Source organism: Gilliamella sp. B2889, assembly GCF_026536885.1.
Lineage (GTDB): Bacteria > Pseudomonadota > Gammaproteobacteria > Enterobacterales > Orbaceae > Gilliamella > Gilliamella apicola_E.
Genome location: NZ_JAFNNF010000004.1, coordinates 1 through 17,982, shown reverse-complemented (window position 1 = coordinate 17,982; position 17,982 = coordinate 1). Strand labels below are relative to the sequence as shown.

17 protein-coding genes are annotated in these 17,982 nt (G+C 33.4%); 13 read left to right on the top strand and 4 right to left on the bottom strand.

Annotated elements, in window-relative coordinates:
* Positions 1-9: 9 nt before the first annotated feature.
* On the top strand, positions 10-348 hold the full coding sequence (gene glnB / locus J3U09_RS07120) for a nitrogen regulatory protein P-II (RefSeq protein WP_034883030.1): 339 nt from the start codon (positions 10-12) through the stop codon (positions 346-348).
* On the opposite strand, the gene J3U09_RS07115 is transcribed toward glnB, so the two are convergent.
* On the bottom strand, positions 341-997 hold the full coding sequence (locus J3U09_RS07115; protein WP_141673941.1) for a hypothetical protein: 657 nt from the start codon (positions 995-997) through the stop codon (positions 341-343). The two genes, glnB and J3U09_RS07115, sit on opposite strands and share 8 nt — an antisense overlap.
* A 319-nt stretch (positions 998-1,316) precedes the next feature.
* On the opposite strand from J3U09_RS07115, the gene J3U09_RS07110 reads away from it, so the two are divergent.
* Positions 1,317-1,934: a TfoX/Sxy family protein gene (locus tag J3U09_RS07110; RefSeq protein ID WP_065562868.1), complete on the top strand. Its 618-nt coding sequence runs from the start codon at positions 1,317-1,319 to the stop codon at positions 1,932-1,934.
* A 95-nt stretch (positions 1,935-2,029) separates the two neighbouring features.
* On the opposite strand, the gene rhlB is transcribed toward J3U09_RS07110, so the two are convergent.
* Positions 2,030-3,256 carry an ATP-dependent RNA helicase RhlB gene (gene rhlB, locus J3U09_RS07105; protein WP_267332045.1) on the bottom strand — a complete coding sequence of 409 codons (1,227 nt, stop codon included), beginning with the start codon at positions 3,254-3,256 and terminating at the stop codon, positions 2,030-2,032.
* Positions 3,257-3,409: 153 nt separating this feature from the next.
* Between rhlB and trxA the strand changes: the two genes are divergently transcribed.
* The 5 genes from trxA (at position 3,410) to nrdG (ending at position 9,898) form a co-directional block, all read left to right on the top strand.
* Positions 3,410-3,736, top strand: a complete 327-nt coding sequence (gene trxA / locus J3U09_RS07100; protein WP_065734920.1) for a thioredoxin TrxA — start codon at positions 3,410-3,412, stop codon at positions 3,734-3,736.
* 324 nt (positions 3,737-4,060) lie between these two features.
* The gene (gene rho / locus J3U09_RS07095) at positions 4,061-5,323 is read left to right on the top strand and encodes a transcription termination factor Rho (RefSeq protein ID WP_034883026.1); all 1,263 of its coding nucleotides are present in this window, start codon (positions 4,061-4,063) and stop codon (positions 5,321-5,323) included.
* A gap of 164 nt (positions 5,324-5,487) precedes the next feature.
* Positions 5,488-6,903 carry an NADP-dependent phosphogluconate dehydrogenase gene (gndA, locus tag J3U09_RS07090; protein ID WP_267339082.1) on the top strand — a complete coding sequence of 472 codons (1,416 nt, stop codon included), beginning with the start codon at positions 5,488-5,490 and terminating at the stop codon, positions 6,901-6,903.
* A gap of 376 nt (positions 6,904-7,279) precedes the next feature.
* Positions 7,280-9,415 (top strand): anaerobic ribonucleoside-triphosphate reductase, encoded by a 2,136-nt coding sequence (gene nrdD / locus J3U09_RS07085; RefSeq protein ID WP_065734917.1) that lies wholly within the window; start codon positions 7,280-7,282, stop codon positions 9,413-9,415.
* An 18-nt stretch (positions 9,416-9,433) separates the two neighbouring features.
* Positions 9,434-9,898, top strand: a complete 465-nt coding sequence (nrdG, locus tag J3U09_RS07080) for an anaerobic ribonucleoside-triphosphate reductase-activating protein (protein ID WP_267357644.1) — start codon at positions 9,434-9,436, stop codon at positions 9,896-9,898.
* A 2-nt stretch (positions 9,899-9,900) separates the two neighbouring features.
* Here nrdG and can read toward each other — a convergent pair whose 3' ends face one another.
* On the bottom strand, positions 9,901-10,560 hold the full coding sequence (gene can / locus J3U09_RS07075) for a carbonate dehydratase (RefSeq protein WP_065562862.1): 660 nt from the start codon (positions 10,558-10,560) through the stop codon (positions 9,901-9,903).
* A 44-nt stretch (positions 10,561-10,604) separates the two neighbouring features.
* Positions 10,605-11,663 carry an FAD-binding protein gene (locus J3U09_RS07070; RefSeq protein WP_267357643.1) on the bottom strand — a complete coding sequence of 353 codons (1,059 nt, stop codon included), beginning with the start codon at positions 11,661-11,663 and terminating at the stop codon, positions 10,605-10,607.
* Between the two features lie 362 nt (positions 11,664-12,025).
* Between J3U09_RS07070 and murA the strand changes: the two genes are divergently transcribed.
* The 6 genes from murA to J3U09_RS07040 all read left to right on the top strand — a co-directional run bounded on the left by murA (position 12,026) and on the right by J3U09_RS07040 (position 17,517).
* Positions 12,026-13,279 (top strand): UDP-N-acetylglucosamine 1-carboxyvinyltransferase, encoded by a 1,254-nt coding sequence (gene murA, locus J3U09_RS07065; RefSeq protein WP_065734915.1) that lies wholly within the window; start codon positions 12,026-12,028, stop codon positions 13,277-13,279.
* 52 nt (positions 13,280-13,331) lie between these two features.
* A complete protein-coding gene (locus J3U09_RS07060) occupies positions 13,332-13,907 on the top strand; it encodes a DJ-1 family glyoxalase III (protein ID WP_267357642.1) in 576 nt (191 codons plus the stop codon).
* Positions 13,908-13,918: 11 nt separating this feature from the next.
* On the top strand, positions 13,919-14,833 hold the full coding sequence (locus J3U09_RS07055; RefSeq protein WP_267357641.1) for a cation diffusion facilitator family transporter: 915 nt from the start codon (positions 13,919-13,921) through the stop codon (positions 14,831-14,833).
* A gap of 76 nt (positions 14,834-14,909) precedes the next feature.
* A complete protein-coding gene (gene pfkA / locus J3U09_RS07050) occupies positions 14,910-15,872 on the top strand; it encodes a 6-phosphofructokinase (RefSeq protein WP_065562788.1) in 963 nt (320 codons plus the stop codon).
* 175 nt (positions 15,873-16,047) lie between these two features.
* Positions 16,048-16,299 (top strand): GNAT family N-acetyltransferase, encoded by a 252-nt coding sequence (locus J3U09_RS07045; RefSeq protein ID WP_065734913.1) that lies wholly within the window; start codon positions 16,048-16,050, stop codon positions 16,297-16,299.
* A 147-nt stretch (positions 16,300-16,446) separates the two neighbouring features.
* Complete coding sequence (locus tag J3U09_RS07040) at positions 16,447-17,517, top strand: acyltransferase family protein (RefSeq protein ID WP_267353673.1); 1,071 nt, start codon at positions 16,447-16,449, stop codon at positions 17,515-17,517.
* Positions 17,518-17,982 lie beyond the last annotated feature (465 nt).

Below are 17,982 nucleotides of genomic sequence, written 5' to 3'. Positions count from 1 at the left end.
CAAAAAAATATGAAAAAAATTGAAGCAATTATTAAACCTTTTAAACTAGATGATATTCGAGAAGCTCTTGCTGATCAAGGAATTACGGGGATGACCGTCACTGAAGTGAAAGGTTTTGGTCGCCAAAAAGGGCATACTGAGCTTTATCGTGGTGCTGAATATATGGTTGATTTTTTACCAAAAGTAAAAATAGAACTTGTTGTCGCTGACGATATTTTAGAAACATGTATTGAGACTATCATGAAAACTGCTCAAACAGGTAAAATTGGTGATGGAAAGATATTTGTTTATAACGTTGAGCAAGTAATTCGTATACGTACTGGTGAAATGGATGAGTCAGCTATTTAACTTTATTGATTTGAATATCGGGACGTTCTTGCCTAAGTAGATTATTGGTGACAACGCCTTGAATCGAACAAATAAGGAGTTGCATATTATCACCTTTTTCAAGCAGTAATAACTTTTCGGTAGTATTTGGAGCTGGTATTGTTTTTACTCCAACTACTGTCCCTGTGTTTTTATGCCAAACCTGGATATCGTCAGTAATATTTCGAATTCTTGGATTGGCAATATACAGAAGATTATCTTCCATATTTTTCCACTCTAAAAAATCCAAACTTTCACGTATCTCATTCATATCATTATCAATGATGAATCCCCAGAAATAATATTTCCCCATCTTTTTCAAATCCATCGCACTATCATAATAACCGATAAGTTTTAAGTTTTTATATTGAATTGGCGTTTTGAAATAAATGAAGTTGTTGTTCGTGTCTGTGCGGTTTTCAACTGGAATATAAGCTTGATTATGATTAAAAATTTCAACATTAGTATGATTTTTTAATTCTTCTCTATGCTGATAGACATGATTAAAAAAGTCAGGGTTACAGGATGTCAATTCTTCAATCAGCGGTATTTTATCTGCTGATACGGCAAATGAACAAAACATAAAAAGTGGGACTATAACGTTTTTGAGCATGTTGATTGAAATTGACAAAAATAGATACCATTTAGTTAATTGTCTTTGATTGTATAATTATTACAACAGAATAACAATGTTAAACCGTTTTTTCTTTTTTTAAGAAATATTAAGATTTGACAAATATTTAACCACCAAAAAGGCCTTCAAATATTTTTAGAGCAAAAAAAATTTAATTAATCAAGTACAAATCAAACAAATATTCATTTATGGAAGACAGATCCCATATTTATTAATTAATGTTAATTAGTTGTTTTAATATTAATCAAATTAATATAGTTTAGCATAAACATATTAGTTAAAGTTATTTGAAAAGGTAAGTGAAAAGGGAATTTATATGCTTAAAACATTAGCAGTGAATATTAAACAGGAGTTTTCTTGCATTGAAGACATTTCATTAAGGTCATTTTTTGGAGGATTTAGTCTTAATAGTGAATCAGTTATGTTTGCTTGGGTCGATCAAAATGATGTTTATTTGAGAGCTCATGATAAATATCGTTCAATGTTTGTTGAACTCGGTATGCAACCACTTGATCTGGTATTTGATGGATCACATAAATTGCTTGATTACTATAAAGCAAGTGATGCGTTACGCCAAGATCGAAAAAAATTGCATGATATAGTGAAAATGGTCATTGAATATGCAAAACAAGATCTAGACGAAAAAGTAGCTAAATACCAAAGTCGTTTAAAATCTTTACCCAACATGACGGTTTCTTTGGAAAAATTGATGGTAAGCTCTGATATTACCGATATAGGAACATTTAAAGAAGTCGGTTATTTGGAAACTTTTTATCGAATAAAAAGTAAAAATCCAAAACTGTCAATTAATGTTCTGTTTGGTTTATATGGAGCTCAACATGATCGGCATGTAGGAACATTATCATCCGAATCTAAAGAAGAAATTGAATTAGCTTATCAGAATTTCTTGAATACAAAACAAGATTTGATTTAATCAATTCCTTTTTATAAGGAAAATACCATCATTAAACTTAGTTTTAATGATGGTATTAAATTCGATGCTATTTAGGGTTTAACCAACGATCTCTATTATGATGGTTTTCTACGAGTTGGTCTTTTGAATGGTTTAGGTGTTGGTAAATTAGTTAATAACGCCTGAGGATCATATTGACTAACAGGAATAGTATGATCAATGGCTTTTTCAATAGCAGGTAAGTTTTGTGAATAACGTTCACAAGCTAATGAAATTGAATAACCTTCGGCACCGGCTCGTCCTGTACGACCTATTCGATGTCTATAATCATCACAATCATCAGGAAGATCATAGTTAAAAACATGGGTTACATTTGGGATATGTAAACCACGGGCAGCAACATCTGTTGCTACTAAAATATCAAGATCTCCTTGGGTAAATTTATCAAGAATGGATAAACGTTTTTTTTGTGCAATATCACCAGTAAGTAGTCCTACTCTATGGCCGTCTGCAACTAAATGACGCCAGATTTTTTCGCAGGCAACTTTAGTATTAGCAAATACAATGCTACGGTCAGGCCACTCTTCTTCAATAAGAGTTTGTAAGAGAGCTAATTTATCTTCGTTTGATGGAAAAAACAGCTCTTCTTTTATTCTGTGACCAATTTTTTGTTCAGGCTCAACTTCAACATATTGTGGTTCGTTCATATATTCAAAAGCTAATTCACGAACATTGTGAGTTAACGTCGCTGAAAATAACATGGTTAGACGATTTTGTGGCGATGTCATATGTCTAAATATCCATCGGATATCACGGATGAAACCTAAATCAAACATACGATCCGCTTCATCTAGAACTGCAACTTGGATTGCACCTAAATTAATATAATCTTGTTTTGCATAATCGATGAGTCTTCCTGTGGTTGCAATTAATACATCAACACCAGCAGAAAGCATCTTGAGTTGCTTATCATAACCATCACCGCCATAAGCTAGCCCTAATTTAATACCTGTTTCTTCTGAAAGAGGTTGAGCATCATTGTATATTTGTACAACTAACTCACGTGTTGGAGCAATAATGACTGCTCTTGGTTGATTAGATTTATGATCGGGTAATGGAGCATTATTCAATAAATGATTAAATGTTGATGCCAAAAACGCAATCGTTTTACCCGTTCCAGTTTGTCCTTGCCCTGCAATGTCAATTCCTTTTGTTGTAAATGGCAATGTTTGTTCTTGAATTGGGGTACAGTAAACGAAACCTTTTTTCTCCAACGCTTTTATGACTAATGGGTGTAAGGGAAATTGATTGAAAGTTGTTTTTGTAAGATATGATTGAATCATTATTGTTTAGAATATAATTATCAGAATTCGGTAATTGTAGCATACTAAATACAACAACTTCACTAATAATTATGTCCTATTAAAATAATTACTAGCGGTAGGTATGAAAATATCCTAATATATTTTTAGACAAATTTTCTAGGAGATAATTAAATGAGTGATAACATTGTTGCACTTTCTGAAGCTACATTTGATAAAGTAATAAGCGAATCAACTAAACCAGTATTGGTTGACTTTTGGGCTGAGTGGTGTGGACCTTGTAAAATGGTTGCCCCGATTTTGGAAGAAATAGCTCCAGAATATGCTGATAAAATTATTATCGCCAAATTAAATGTTGAACAAAATCCGAATATTGCCCCAAAATTTGGGATTAGAGGTATTCCAACCCTATTAATTTTTAAAAATGGTCAAGTTGTTGCCACTCAAGTAGGTGCGTTATCAAAAGCACAACTTAAAGCATTTATTGATCCACAGCTTTAATCACTTGAAAAAATATAAATAATAAGCGTTTTATTACGCTTATTATTTTTTATTCCCAAAAATCGCAATTAAGTATAGACATACCTATAATTTTAGTGTAAATTGCTAATTTCTTACATAAACCCCTTTCAGCAATCCATTGTTTTTCTTGATAAAGTGGTTAAAATTCAATGCCCAAATACATAATTATCATCGAAAAAGCTGATTAATAAATTAATTTTATATATTGCTAGAAAGAAAATTTTTTATAAGTAAATGAAAGAAATATACAAAAATAGCAGTAATTGTAAACATATCAATTTTATCCTCAAGAATTTATAAACTATGAATTTAACTGAATTAAAAAACACTTCTGTTTCCGAGCTTGTAGCGCTTGGTGAGAAAAAAATGGGGCTTGAGAATCTTGCCCGCCTTAGAAAACAAGATATTATTTTTGCAATATTAAAACAACACGCTAAAAGTGGTGAAGATATTTTTGGCGATGGTGTACTTGAAATTTTGCAAGACGGTTTTGGATTTTTGCGTTCTGCAGATAGTTCTTATTTGGCTGGACCTGACGATATATATGTCTCACCTAGTCAAATTAGACGATTCAATTTAAGAACTGGTGATACCATTGCCGGCAAAATTAGACCGCCGAAAGAAGGTGAGAGATATTTTGCTTTATTAAAAGTAAATGAAGTTAATCACGATAAACCTGAAGACGCTCGCAATAAAATCCTTTTTGAAAATTTAACTCCTTTACATCCTAATTCTCGCTTACGTATGGAGCGAGGTAATGGTTCTACAGAAGATATTACCGCAAGAGTACTTGATTTAGCTTCACCAATTGGTAAAGGTCAACGTGGTTTAATTGTTGCTCCGCCAAAAGCGGGTAAAACAATGTTATTACAAAACATTGCACAAAGCTTAGCGGTAAATCATCCAGAATGTGAATTAGTCGTATTGATGATTGATGAACGACCAGAAGAAGTTACTGAAATGCAACGTTTAGTTAAAGGCGAAGTTGTAGCTTCTACGTTTGACGAACCAGCAGCAAGACATGTTCAAGTCGCTGAAATGGTAATTGAGCGTGCAAAACGTTTAGTTGAACATAAAAAAGATGTCATTATTTTATTAGACTCAATCACTCGTTTAGCTCGTGCGTACAATACCGTTATTCCATCATCAGGTAAAGTATTGACTGGTGGTGTTGATGCTAACGCGTTACATCGCCCTAAACGTTTTTTTGGTGCGGCACGTAATGTAGAAGAGGGCGGTAGTTTAACAATTATTGCTACTGCTTTAATTGATACTGGTTCTAAAATGGATGAAGTCATTTACGAAGAGTTCAAAGGTACGGGTAATATGGAAGTTCACTTATCACGTAAAATTGCTGAGCGACGTGTATTCCCTGCTATTGACTTTAATCGTTCAGGTACGCGTAAAGAAGATCTAATGACTTCACCTGATGAACTACAAAAAATGTGGATTTTGCGTAAAATCCTCAACCCAATGGGTGAAATTGATGCAATGGAATTCTTAATTGATAAACTTGCCATGACAAAAACTAATGATGAGTTTTTTGAAATGATGAAGCGTTCATAATTCGCTTAATTCCAAAGCATTTTAATTAAAATAATGAAAAAAAGCCGTATTATGTATTGATACGGTTTTTTTATGGCAATATATAACTTATATTGTTAATAAGCGTTAAGGTAATAGTACCAAACCTTGTTAAGGTTATAGAGATTAAATAAAGGAGCCAAATTATGTCTAAACAGCAAATCGGTGTTATTGGAATGGCCGTTATGGGGCGAAACCTTGCACTTAATATCGAAAGTCGAGGATTTTCAGTATCAATTTATAATCGTTCTAAAGATAAGACAGAACAAGTAATGGCTGAACATTCTGATAAACGATTGGTTCCTTATTATAGTATTGAAGATTTTGTTAACTCATTAGAAAAACCACGGCGTATATTAATTATGGTGCAAGCAGGTAAAGGAACAGATGCCGTAATTGATGAGCTGAGACCGTTATTAGATAAAGGGGATATCATTATTGATGGTGGTAATGCTTTCTTTGAAGATACTATTCGTCGTAATAAAATGTTATCCGATGAAGGCTTTAATTTTATAGGAGCCGGTGTTTCTGGAGGTGAAGAAGGTGCATTAAAAGGACCTTCAATTATGCCTGGTGGTCAAAAAGAAGCGTATGAGTTAGTTGCTCCGATTTTAGAAAAAATAGCGGCTAAAGCGAATGGTGAACCATGTGTGGCTTATATCGGCCCTGATGGAGCAGGACATTACGTTAAAATGGCGCACAATGGAATTGAATATGGTGACATGCAATTAATTGCAGAGAGCTATAGTGTGCTAAAACATGTTGTTGGTTTAACAAATGATGAGCTTGCCGATGTGTTTGCTGATTGGAATAAAGGCGAATTAGACAGCTATTTAACTGAGATAACAGCGGACATTTTTAAATATAAAGATGAAAATGGCGATTATTTGGTTGATATGATTCTTGATGCTGCTGGTAATAAGGGAACGGGTAAATGGACAAGCCAAAGCGCGTTAGATTTAGGTGAGCCTTTATCTTTGATTACTGAATCTGTATTCGCTCGCTATATTTCAGCGATTAAAGATCAGCGAGTAGCTGCATCAAAAGTGCTTAAAGGGCCGGAAAAAGTAGCTTTTACAGGAGATAAACAAACTTTAATTGAAAAAGTACGTAAAGCACTTTATATGGGTAAAATTATCTCTTATGCGCAAGGATTTGCACAGTTAAAAGCTGCATCAGAACATTATAATTGGCAATTAAATTATGGTGAAATTGCAAAGATTTTTAGAGCAGGATGTATTATTAGAGCGCAATTTTTACAAAAAATTACTGATGCTTATACTGAAAATAACAATATTGATAACTTACTGTTAGCACCATATTTTCGTAAAACGGTTGAGGCTTATCAACAATCATTACGTGATGTTATTTGTCTAGCGGTTTCGCAAGGTATTCCTGTTCCTACTTTGTCGGCAGCAATAGCATATTATGATAGCTATCGTTCAGCTGTGCTACCTGCTAATTTAATTCAGGCTCAGAGAGACTATTTTGGTGCTCATACCTATAAACGTATCGATAAAGAAGGTGTGTTCCATACTGATTGGTTAAATATTGAATCTTAATTCTGATTAAGATCTGTTGTTGTATTCGATGTATGAGTGCAAAATCAGTTGCACTCATACAAAATTTATCCATCTTTTATATCCAATCTACCCAAATTTTTCTCAATTTAATCATCGAAAGACTTGCATTTATTAGCGTTGGCCTTGTCAAGCAAATTTATTTTTTAAATAAACTAGAAAAACACAATATATGGTGTATAATTTACTAATATTTACTACATATAGTGTTTTCTAAAGCGATGTGAAAATCCGAGTTTATATCAAAAGGCCCATATTTTAATAAAAAATCAATAGTTTTGAATAGCCACAACAACTATTAAGGTTGATATAAAACTCATGCCAAGCGCTAACTATTAATGAATATTGAGGAGTATATATGCCCGTAGTAATCAAACGTGATGGCTGTCAAACTGCATTTAATGAGGTTCGTATTAAAGACGCTATTATAAGAGCAGCTGTTGCGGCCAATGTTAATGACCCAGACTATTGTGCCTCCGTTGCTCGCGTTGTGACCAATCAAATGATGGATCGTGAAAGTGTTGATATCAATGAAATTCAAAATGTCGTTGAAAATCAACTTATGTCAGGGCCTTATAAAAAATTGGCAAGAACTTATATTGAATACCGACATGATCGTGATCGTGCGCGTGAAGAACGTAGCCGTTTGAATCAAGATATTCGTGGCTTAATAGAACAAAGTAACGTTGCTATTTTGAACGAAAATGCGAATAAAGATAGTAAAGTTATTCCAACTCAACGAGATCTATTAGCGGGTATTGTTGCAAGACATTATGCTAAACAATATTTGTTACCTAAAGATATTTCTCGTGCACATGATTGTGGTGAAATTCATTATCATGATCTCGATTACGCGCCATTTTTCCCAATGTTCAACTGTATGTTAATTGATTTAGACGGGATGTTAACAAATGGTTTTAAGATGGGTAATGCTGAAATTGAGCCACCAAAATCTATTGCAACAGCAACTGCGGTAACCGCTCAAATCATCGCACAAGTCGCTAGTCATATTTATGGTGGTACAACCATTAATCGAATTGATGAAATTCTAGCAAAATTTGTGACTATCAGTTATCAAAAGCATAAAAAAGTTGCAGAAGAGTGGGATATTCCAAATCCTGAAGCGTATGCAGAAAGCCGTACGCAAAAAGAGTGTTATGATGCATTTCAATCTTTAGAGTATGAAGTTAATACACTTCATACTGCAAATGGACAAACGCCTTTTGTTACTTTTGGTTTTGGTTTAGGAACCAGTTGGGAATCACGACTTATCCAAGAATCAATTTTAAAAGTGCGCATAAAAGGGTTAGGAAAAAATCATAAAACTGCAGTATTTCCAAAACTTGTTTTTGCTATTAAAGATGGTATTAACCATAAACAAGGTGATGCTAATTATGATATTAAACAATTGGCGTTAGAGTGTGCTAGCAAACGTATGTATCCAGATATTTTAAATTACGATAAAGTTGTTGAAGTAACTGGATCATTCAAAACACCAATGGGATGCCGAAGCTTTTTAGGTGTTTATGAAGAAGACGGACAACAAATTCATGACGGGCGTAACAATTTAGGTGTAATTAGCCTTAATTTACCTCGTATTGCAATTGAAGCAAAAGGTGATGAAGCTCGTTTTTGGGAAATTTTAGATAAACGTTTAAACCTTTGTAAAAAAGCATTGATGACGCGTATTGCTCGCCTTGATGGAGTAAAAGCACGTGTTGCTCCGATTTTATATATGGAAGGGGCGTGTGGCGTTCGATTGAAAGAAGATGATAGTGTTTCTGAAATCTTTAAAAATGGTCGTGCATCAATTTCATTAGGTTATATTGGTCTACATGAAACACTAAATGCACTATACGGAAACCAAACCCATCCATTTGACAGTGAAACTTTACGCGAAAAAGGTATAGCAATAGTTGAACACTTAGCTAAAGCTGTTGACCAATGGAAGAAAGAAACAGGCTATGGATTTAGCTTATATAGTACACCAAGTGAAAATTTATGTGACCGATTCTGCCGTTTAGATACAGCTGAATTTGGTATTATTCCTGGAGTAACAGATAAAGGTTATTATACGAATAGTTTCCACCTCGATGTTGAGAAAAAGGTTAACCCATATGAAAAAATCGAGTTTGAAAAACCTTATCCAGCAGTAGCAAGTGGCGGATTTATTTGTTATGGCGAGTATCCTAACATGATTAATAATGTTAAAGCATTAGAGGATGTCTGGGATTACAGCTACACTCGTGTACCTTATTATGGCACTAATACCCCGATTGACGAATGTTATGAATGCGGTTATACCGGTGAGTTTTCATGTACTAGCAAAGGATTTGTTTGCCCTAGTTGTGGTAACCATGATTCGTCAAAAGTTTCTGTGACTCGCCGTGTTTGTGGTTATTTAGGAAGTCCTGATGCTCGTCCATTTAATGCCGGTAAGCAAGAAGAAGTAAAACGTCGAGTTAAACATTTGGATAATGGCCAAATAGGCTAAAAAATTAATTTTGTTATTATGAATTATCATCGTTATTATCCTGTTGATGTTGTTAATGGCGAAGGGACTCGTTGTACACTTTTTGTAGCAGGTTGTGTACATCAATGTCCTGGCTGCTATAACAAAAGCACATGGGGAATAAACTCTGGTAAGCCATTTACACAATCACTTGAAGATCAAATCATTAAAGATTTACAAGATGCCGAAATAAAACGCCAAGGATTATCGCTTTCTGGTGGTGATCCTTTACACCCTAAAAATGTGCCAACCATTTTGAAATTAGTTAAACGAGTAAAAGCCGAATGTGATAATAAAGATATTTGGTTATGGACAGGTTATAAACTTAATGAATTAACCGATGAACAGCAATCTGTAGTGCCATATATTGATGTCTTGATTGATGGAAAATTTGTACAAGATCTCGCTGATCCTAAACTATTATGGCGAGGTAGCAGTAATCAAATTATCCATCGATTCAAATAAATTTATTGTAATTTATGCAGATTTAACAGATAAGAAATCGCTTCACGATAGTTGATTTCGAGATTTTCACTACTTGATGATGTAATATGCAAATCTGTAATTTTTCCATTATCGATTCCATAAACCCAACCATGTAAATTAACCTTTTGACCACGTTGCCATGCTGCTTGAATAATGGTCGAATGCCCTAAATTATAGATTTGTTCAATTACATTGAGTTCACATAAAATATCCATTCTAATATCAGCAGGAAACTTACCAAGTAAAGAACTGTTGCGAAACCATAAATCACGGATATGAAGTAGCCAATTATTAACTAGGCCCAAATCGGGATTTTCAACTGCGGCACGGATACCACCACAATCTAAATGACCACAAACAATAATATCTTCGATTTTAAGTACATCAACTGCGTATTGGACAACTGAAAGGCAATTTAGATCCGTATGAATCACTTGGTTGCCAACGTTTCGATGAACAAACATTTCACCCGGTTTTAGTTTGATAAGCTTTTCTGCTGGAACGCGACTATCGGAACAACCGATCCACAAAAATTTAGGATTTTGCGCAACCGCGAGCTGTTTAAAGAATTCAGGATCTTCCTGTGCTATCTTTTCTGACCATTCATGATTAAAGCGAATTAGATCGTTGACATCAAACATAATGTCTTTTCCTTGTTATATTTCATTATTTCATTTTTTATAAATTAAATTGTTTTGATATGTTGAATTTTACTTTTCATAATTAATTTACGCCACAATGGTGTAGTCAGTATTTTAGCCTTGATAATTTTGCTATAAAGCTTTAAGCGTAATGGAATTGTTTTTTGATAATAACGCTTATTTGGTTTTGCTATACCCCTATTTAATATCTTGCTTAAAATCTCTGCGCTATCAAGCGCATAACTAATACCTTCTAATGAGCTTGCGCTGATGAAACCTGCTGCTTCACCGATTAAAAAGATATTTTCATTGCCTGTATAAAAATCTTGGAAGCGATTTGGATAAACCACAAGACATTTTTCAGTTTTTAACGGTTCTCCAAAAATAAACCCTTGCTTTGTTAGCTTTTCTTTCAACGATTCAAAGTGTTGATTCGCGGTTTTTTTCGGGAAAGCACCACCAAAAATGAAATATCCATCTTTAGAAATACTCCACGCATAACAATTTGTTGATTGATTATCAAAAATACATGTATTAAAAGGTCGTTGATGTTTTTCAGTAAACCATTGTTGAATAGCAACATATTGTCTGATGGAATGATGAGGATAACGCATTCGTCTAACAATCGAATTAGCGCCATCTGCACCAACTACATATTTAGCCGTAATTTTGTGTTCGATTTTATTTTCATCGATGTAAGTAACTTGATATCCATCGATTACTCTTCTGATTTCTTTACATAGTGTGTTATGTAAAACATTAACAGTGTTGGGAATTAATGATTTTAACCATAGGTCAAATTTATGTCGGTCAAAACTAACATAACTACGTTGATAATTACGAATAAGTTTGGATTGAAGATCGATCGTTTTAACGCTAAAAATTTGTGGATCAGTCAATATATCAGTAGGTAAATTTAACTTTTGTCGCACAAATGCTTTTTGAGCGTCATCTGCTAATAATCCACCACAAGGTTTATGAAAACCCTCATTACCAGCTTGATGCTTTTTATCTAATGCAATAATTTTAAAAGATGGGTTAAGTAGACGTGCGAGGGTACTACCTGCAGGTCCAAGTCCAATGATAGCAATATCGTAATCCATATTATTGTATTGTTTGATTTATAAGATTGAATATCATCTATTTTATCATACTTCGATAAAATTGTAGTAAATAGGAAAATAAGGAAATTAGTCAATTTTCGTAAAAAAAGTTGAGGAGAGGGTTTTTGAAATCTAATTCTACTTCCTACTAATTGATTTAAAAATGAAATTAAGAATTTTTTATTTAATATTTATTTGATTTTGGATGGAATAATAAATTATTTATAGATAATAAATAATTGAAATTATTTTGATGTAGCTTAGTAATGATAAATATAGTCACTATTTTTTGATAAAATTCATTTATCTATTAGTGAATAACTTTTATAATAATCGCCATTTTAAATGAATAAGAGTTAACAATGGAAAAGTTTCACGTTACAGGCCCAACTTCTTTAAATGGAGAAGTTGTCATTTCTGGCGCTAAAAATGCGGCGCTACCTATTTTATTTGCTGCAATTTTGGCTGAAAAACCAGTTGAATTACAAAACGTTCCGAAGTTAAAAGATATTGATACTACACTGGAATTACTTGAGCAATTAGGCGTGAAATATCAACGGAACGGTTCTATTCATCTTGATGCAGGTCAGATTGATAACTATTGTGCGCCTTATGAACTTGTAAAAACGATGCGAGCTTCAATTTGGGCTCTAGGTCCTCTTGTTGCTCGATTTGGTCAAGGGCAAGTTTCATTACCAGGTGGATGTGCAATAGGTGCAAGGCCAGTAGACCTACATATTACTGGACTACAACAATTAGGTGCGACAATTACTTTAGATGAGGGGTATGTTAAAGCTACAGTTGATGGTCGTTTAAAAGGCGCTCATATTGTAATGGATAAGGTTAGTGTTGGTGCGACAGTTACTATTATGTGTGCAGCAACTCTAGCTGAAGGTAAAACGATAATTGAAAATGCTGCGTGTGAGCCAGAAATAGTTGATACCGCAAAATTTTTAAATATGTTAGGCGCTAAAATCACTGGTGCCGGTACTATGCGCATTGAAATTGAAGGTGTTGCTAGTCTTGGTGGTGGTGTACACTCAGTTGTTTCTGATCGTATTGAAACTGGAACATTTTTAGTTGCTGCAGCTATTTCACGCGGCAAAATAACTTGTCGTAAAACTGATCCAAGCTTACTTGATGCTGTATTATCAAAATTGAAGGAAGCGGGAGCCAATATTGAAACTGGCGAAGATTGGATTTGTTTAGATATGCAAGGTAAACGAGCAAAAGCCGTTAATATTCATACTGCACCTCACCCAGGTTTTCCAACTGATATGCAAGCCCAATTTTCATTATTAAACATGGTGGCAGAAGGCACTGGAATTATCAAAGAAACAATTTTTGAAAATCGTTTTATGCATGTACCAGAACTTATTCGTATGGGAGCTCATGGCGAAATCGAAGGTAATACTCTGATTACTCATGGCGTTGAGAAACTTAGTGGAACTCAAGTAATGGCAACTGATTTACGTGCTTCTGCGAGTCTAGTTTTGGCTGGATGTATAGCTGAAGGTTCAACAATTGTTGATCGTATTTACCATATCGATCGTGGTTATGATAATATTGAAAATAAGCTGAGAAAATTAGGCGCTAACATTGAACGTGTTAAATAGTTCTATTTTTAACATTTTGTAAAGACAGTTAGTTGATAGGAAGGGGTGTAATATGACAAAGCAAGCATTAGTTTTTTTATCAAATGGCTGTGAGGAAACTGAAGCCGTGACAACAATTGATTTGTTGACACGAGCTGGAATTAAAGTTACCTATGCAAGTATCACTGAAGATAAAAAAGTTCAATGTTCTCGCGGTGTCACTATCCTAACTCAAAAAACATTTTCTGAAGTTAGTGATATTCATTTTGATGCGATTATTTTACCTGGTGGATTAGTTGGAGCTGAAAACTTTCGAGACTCTCAACAATTAATTGAAAAATTAAAGCAAGCTCATCAAGCCGGAGTTGTTATTGCAGCTATTTGTGCAACCCCAGCGATGGTTCTTCAACATCATAATTTATTCCCTAATGCATATATGACTGGTTATCCATCAACCAAAGATGCTATAAAAAATTGGAAATCGGATAGAGTTTATTTTGATGTTCAAAATAGAGTTATTACTAGTCAAGGCCCTGCAACTTCAATTGATTTTGCTTTAAAAATTATTGAAGTTTTATTAGACAAAAAGATTGCAGCCGAAGTAGCTGTGCAATTGGTGCTTCCACAAGGGATAGAATCCTACCAATAAATAGGTAACAAATGTCAAAATCACATTTGTATGAAAAATTAATTAAAAAGGCGACATTGAGTGCAGTTTTAATTTCTATTTTCCTTATCATTATTAAATTAATTACGTGCTGGTTCACTGGCTCAATGAGTTTATTTGCATCACTGTTGGATTCAAGTATTGATTTGCTTGCATCTGGGCTTAACTTTTTCTTAGTCCGTTATGCATTAAAACCTGCTGATGATGATCATACTTTTGGTCATGGAAAAGCTGAATCATTAGCCGCATTAGCACAAAGTGCTTTTATTATTGGTTCGGCGACCATTTTATTATTATCAAGTATTAAATCTATTATTCATCCAACTGCAATAGAGTTCCCTTTATTCGGTATTATCGTATCTATGGTTTCGGTTGTTGTGACTGCCACATTAGTTTTATATCAAAAGCATGTAATAAAACAGACAAATAGTAAAGCGATTCAAGCAGATATGTTGCATTACTCATCAGATTTGTTTATGAATATTGCAGTTATTATTGCACTATTTTTAAGCTGGTATGGTATTACGTATGCTGATGCCTGTTTTGCATTCTTTATTGCGTTATATATTTTTTATAATGCTTGTAAAATAGCCTATAGTGCAATTCAAGACTTATTAGATAAGGCTTTACCTGAAAGTGATAACCAAAGAATTAGTGTAATTGTCTCTTCTTATTCAAATGTGCGTGGTTTTCATGATTTGAAAACTAGACAAGCAGGCCCGGTGAAGTTTATACAACTACATCTTGAATTAGATGATGATATGCCATTAATAAAAGCTCATGCAGTTGCTGATGCAATCGAAAAACATATCTCTAGAGAATTTGCTCCAGCAACAGTGATTATCCATCAAGATCCGATTTCTGTTGTTCCTCTTGAAACAAATCAGCTGAAAAACTATTCAAAATAGCTTCTAAACTTTATATTGTTAGTTATTTATTATGACCTTATAATAGCCAAAGGTTTATAAATTGGAGTTATTTTTTATGATAAAAAAAATAGGTATTTTAACCAGTGGTGGTGATGCGCCAGGGATGAATGCAGCTATTCGTGGAGTTGTGAGAACTGCGTTAACTGAAGGCTTAGAGGTTTTCGGTATCTATGATGGTTACTTGGGGCTTTGTGAAGATCGCATTGTCAAGTTAGATCGTTCTAGTGTTTCAGATATCATTACTCGAGGTGGAACATTTTTAGGATCAGCTCGATTTCCTGAATTTAAAGATCAAGAAATTAGAAAAAAAGGGATTGCTAATTTAAAGAAACATCAAATTGATGCTTTAGTGGTTATCGGTGGTGATGGTTCATATATGGGTGCGATGCGATTAACTGAAGAAGGTTTTCCATGTATTGGTTTACCTGGCACCATTGATAATGATATCCGAGGAACTGATTACACGATTGGTTATTTTACTGCATTAAGTACAGTTGTTGAATCTATAGATAGATTGAGAGACACTTGTTCTTCACATCACCGAATTTCTGTAATTGAGGTTATGGGGCGAGATTGTGGTGATTTGACATTAAGTGCATCAGTAGCTGGTGGTTGTGAATTTATGATCATTCCTGAAGTTTCTTATACTAAAGAAGACTTAATTGAAGAGATAAAATTAGGTTTTGCTAAAGGTAAAAAACATGCAATTGTCACTGTTACTGAACATATGTGTGATGTAAACCAATTAGCAAAAGATATTGAAGCAGCAGTTCATCATGAAACGCGAGCAACTATCCTAGGCCATGTACAACGCGGTGGTTCACCTGTACCTTATGATCGAATTTTAGGTTCACGTATGGGGGCTTATGCGGTTGAATTACTCATTGATGGTCATGCTGGACGTTGTGTCGGAATTCAAAATGGTAAATTGGTTCATCATGATATCATTGATGCTATCAATAATATGAAAAGACCATTTGATATGGATCTTTATAATACAGCGAAACGTTTATTCTAAATATTGCTCCATTGATAATCTAATAAGATGTGGATAATTGATATACTATAGTTTGATTTAGGTTTATCAATTATTCACTTTATAAGTTTAAAACTATTTTTTTAATAAATTCCAACAAATTTTTCTTTTCTTATTTAATTAATTTCGATGAAAATCATACTAATTGAGGAATTTTATGACATTACAATATAAGCAAGATAACGATCGTTTCTATGTATGTAATGACAATAATCAAGAAATAGCAGAAATGACGTTTACTCGAATTGGGCAAGATAAAGCAACCATCAATCATACCTATACAGATCCTAATTATCGTGGACAAGGAATAGCAGATAAGTTACTTGAGCTTGTGATAAAAACATTAAAGCAAGAAAAACGTGAAATCATACCTTTATGTTCTTTTGCTGCGAGTAAGCTAGACAACTAATTGTGTTTATATTTGATAAATATTTGTAATTTTTTCAGAAATTTGTCAAGAAATATTTTGTGCATTTTCTAAAATAATACTAGTTTTTATCTTGAAATTTTGTGCTAATGTATAGCAAATTTTCTTTGTTATGTTTTGATAACTGAAATGACAATAGTCAAACCCCAAAAAATTCATTCTATTCATGTATTGCGTGGCGTAGCCATCATTATGATTGTTTTTAGCCATTGTTTAGGTGTATTTAAAAATAGCCATTTAATTGCTAATAGTTATTTATTTTCTTTTTTAAATTTATTTGCTTTTAATTTCACAACATTTTTTGTATTAATTGCGGGGTTTTTATTTCAGCATTTAACTTATAAATATAATGTAAAAGCGTATTATTTATCTAAGTTTAAAACAGTAGTTTGCCCATATATTTCTGTATCGATATTTTGTTTCCTATATTTTCATTACCAATATTTATCCAGTTTACCTATTTTTTCGCTAACGGAACCAAGTTCGAGTACTTCAATCATTAAAATGATGTTGACCGGAACCCAGCTTTTGCCATTATGGTTTATGCCGATGATTATCATTATTTTCGCAATTAGCCCTTTATTATATAAATGGTCAAAAAAAAGTTTGATTATCGTGGGGTTAGTTTCGATGTTCTGGGTAGTTATGTTCACCAAGCCTGATTATACCCAGCCATTGCTAAATTTATTGCATTATGGACCTGTTTATTTGACGGGAATGATGATAAAGCAAAATTATGAAAAAATTATGAAACTAGTTAAAGATAATTTAGTTTTGGTGATTTTCTTTTTTGGTTTATGCTTTTTTATTCCATTTGCTTATCGTTATGTTGATCATCTTTGTGTTGAAAAACTTTATTACGATACATTACAAAAGATTATTTTATTTATTTTAGCACTCTATTTTCTGGATGGTTTGAACCATAAAAATGATGAAAGTAATACATATAAGTTTTTTTCTTTCATGGCAAATGTTAGTTTTCCCATCTATTTTGTTCATGAAATTATCGTAATCCTTTTAGAAGCACAGTTACTGAACTCACCTTTTGGATACATTATCAAAACAGATAATGGTGAATTAGCATCACTTGGTGCTATTAGCTTTTTAATATGTACATTAACTATAAGTGTTCTTGTTGCGTATACCATTAAATTAGTATTCAAAGATAAAGCAAAATATTTGATTGGTGGTAATCGTTAATATTTATGATAGTTAAACGAATACTTGATAGAAATTATGTGTTTTTATGGTTCAAAACATATAACAATATGTATCTTGAAGCAACGTTTTGATTTTTCGAATTTTTATAGTAACAATTTTTGCTTTATCTAGAGTATATCAATATTGCTGCTGAACAAATAAAAAACAAACGGAATTCTAAGTGTGATTTTTCACTTGCCAAAAAAAAAGAAGTGCCTATAATGCGCATCCACTGACACGGCGTCAGCGAAAGCAGGCGATAATGAAGTTGGTGAACAAGATCAAATTTTTAAAAAAAAGATCTTGACGAATAAAAAGGTGTAGCGTAGTATACGCAGCCCTTGAGACAGCAAACTGAAGCAAGAAATTGTGAAGTTAACTTAAAGCTGTCAGCTCTTTAAAAAGAAGAAACAGACAATCTGTGTGGGCACTTGCGAGACAAAAAATTAAAAGTCTACGGACTGA

Coding starts and splice junctions, on each gene's coding strand:
- glnB (WP_034883030.1), top strand. CDS start 10: ATGAAAAAAATTGAAGCAATTATTAAACCTTTTAAACTAGATGATATT.
- J3U09_RS07110 (WP_065562868.1), top strand. CDS start 1,317: ATGCTTAAAACATTAGCAGTGAATATTAAACAGGAGTTTTCTTGCATT.
- rhlB (WP_267332045.1), bottom strand. CDS start 3,256: ATGATTCAATCATATCTTACAAAAACAACTTTCAATCAATTTCCCTTA.
- trxA (WP_065734920.1), top strand. CDS start 3,410: ATGAGTGATAACATTGTTGCACTTTCTGAAGCTACATTTGATAAAGTA.
- rho (WP_034883026.1), top strand. CDS start 4,061: ATGAATTTAACTGAATTAAAAAACACTTCTGTTTCCGAGCTTGTAGCG.
- gndA (WP_267339082.1), top strand. CDS start 5,488: ATGTCTAAACAGCAAATCGGTGTTATTGGAATGGCCGTTATGGGGCGA.
- nrdD (WP_065734917.1), top strand. CDS start 7,280: ATGCCCGTAGTAATCAAACGTGATGGCTGTCAAACTGCATTTAATGAG.
- nrdG (WP_267357644.1), top strand. CDS start 9,434: ATGAATTATCATCGTTATTATCCTGTTGATGTTGTTAATGGCGAAGGG.
- can (WP_065562862.1), bottom strand. CDS start 10,560: ATGTTTGATGTCAACGATCTAATTCGCTTTAATCATGAATGGTCAGAA.
- J3U09_RS07070 (WP_267357643.1), bottom strand. CDS start 11,663: ATGGATTACGATATTGCTATCATTGGACTTGGACCTGCAGGTAGTACC.
- murA (WP_065734915.1), top strand. CDS start 12,026: ATGGAAAAGTTTCACGTTACAGGCCCAACTTCTTTAAATGGAGAAGTT.
- J3U09_RS07060 (WP_267357642.1), top strand. CDS start 13,332: ATGACAAAGCAAGCATTAGTTTTTTTATCAAATGGCTGTGAGGAAACT.
- J3U09_RS07055 (WP_267357641.1), top strand. CDS start 13,919: ATGTCAAAATCACATTTGTATGAAAAATTAATTAAAAAGGCGACATTG.
- pfkA (WP_065562788.1), top strand. CDS start 14,910: ATGATAAAAAAAATAGGTATTTTAACCAGTGGTGGTGATGCGCCAGGG.
- J3U09_RS07045 (WP_065734913.1), top strand. CDS start 16,048: ATGACATTACAATATAAGCAAGATAACGATCGTTTCTATGTATGTAAT.
- J3U09_RS07040 (WP_267353673.1), top strand. CDS start 16,447: ATGACAATAGTCAAACCCCAAAAAATTCATTCTATTCATGTATTGCGT.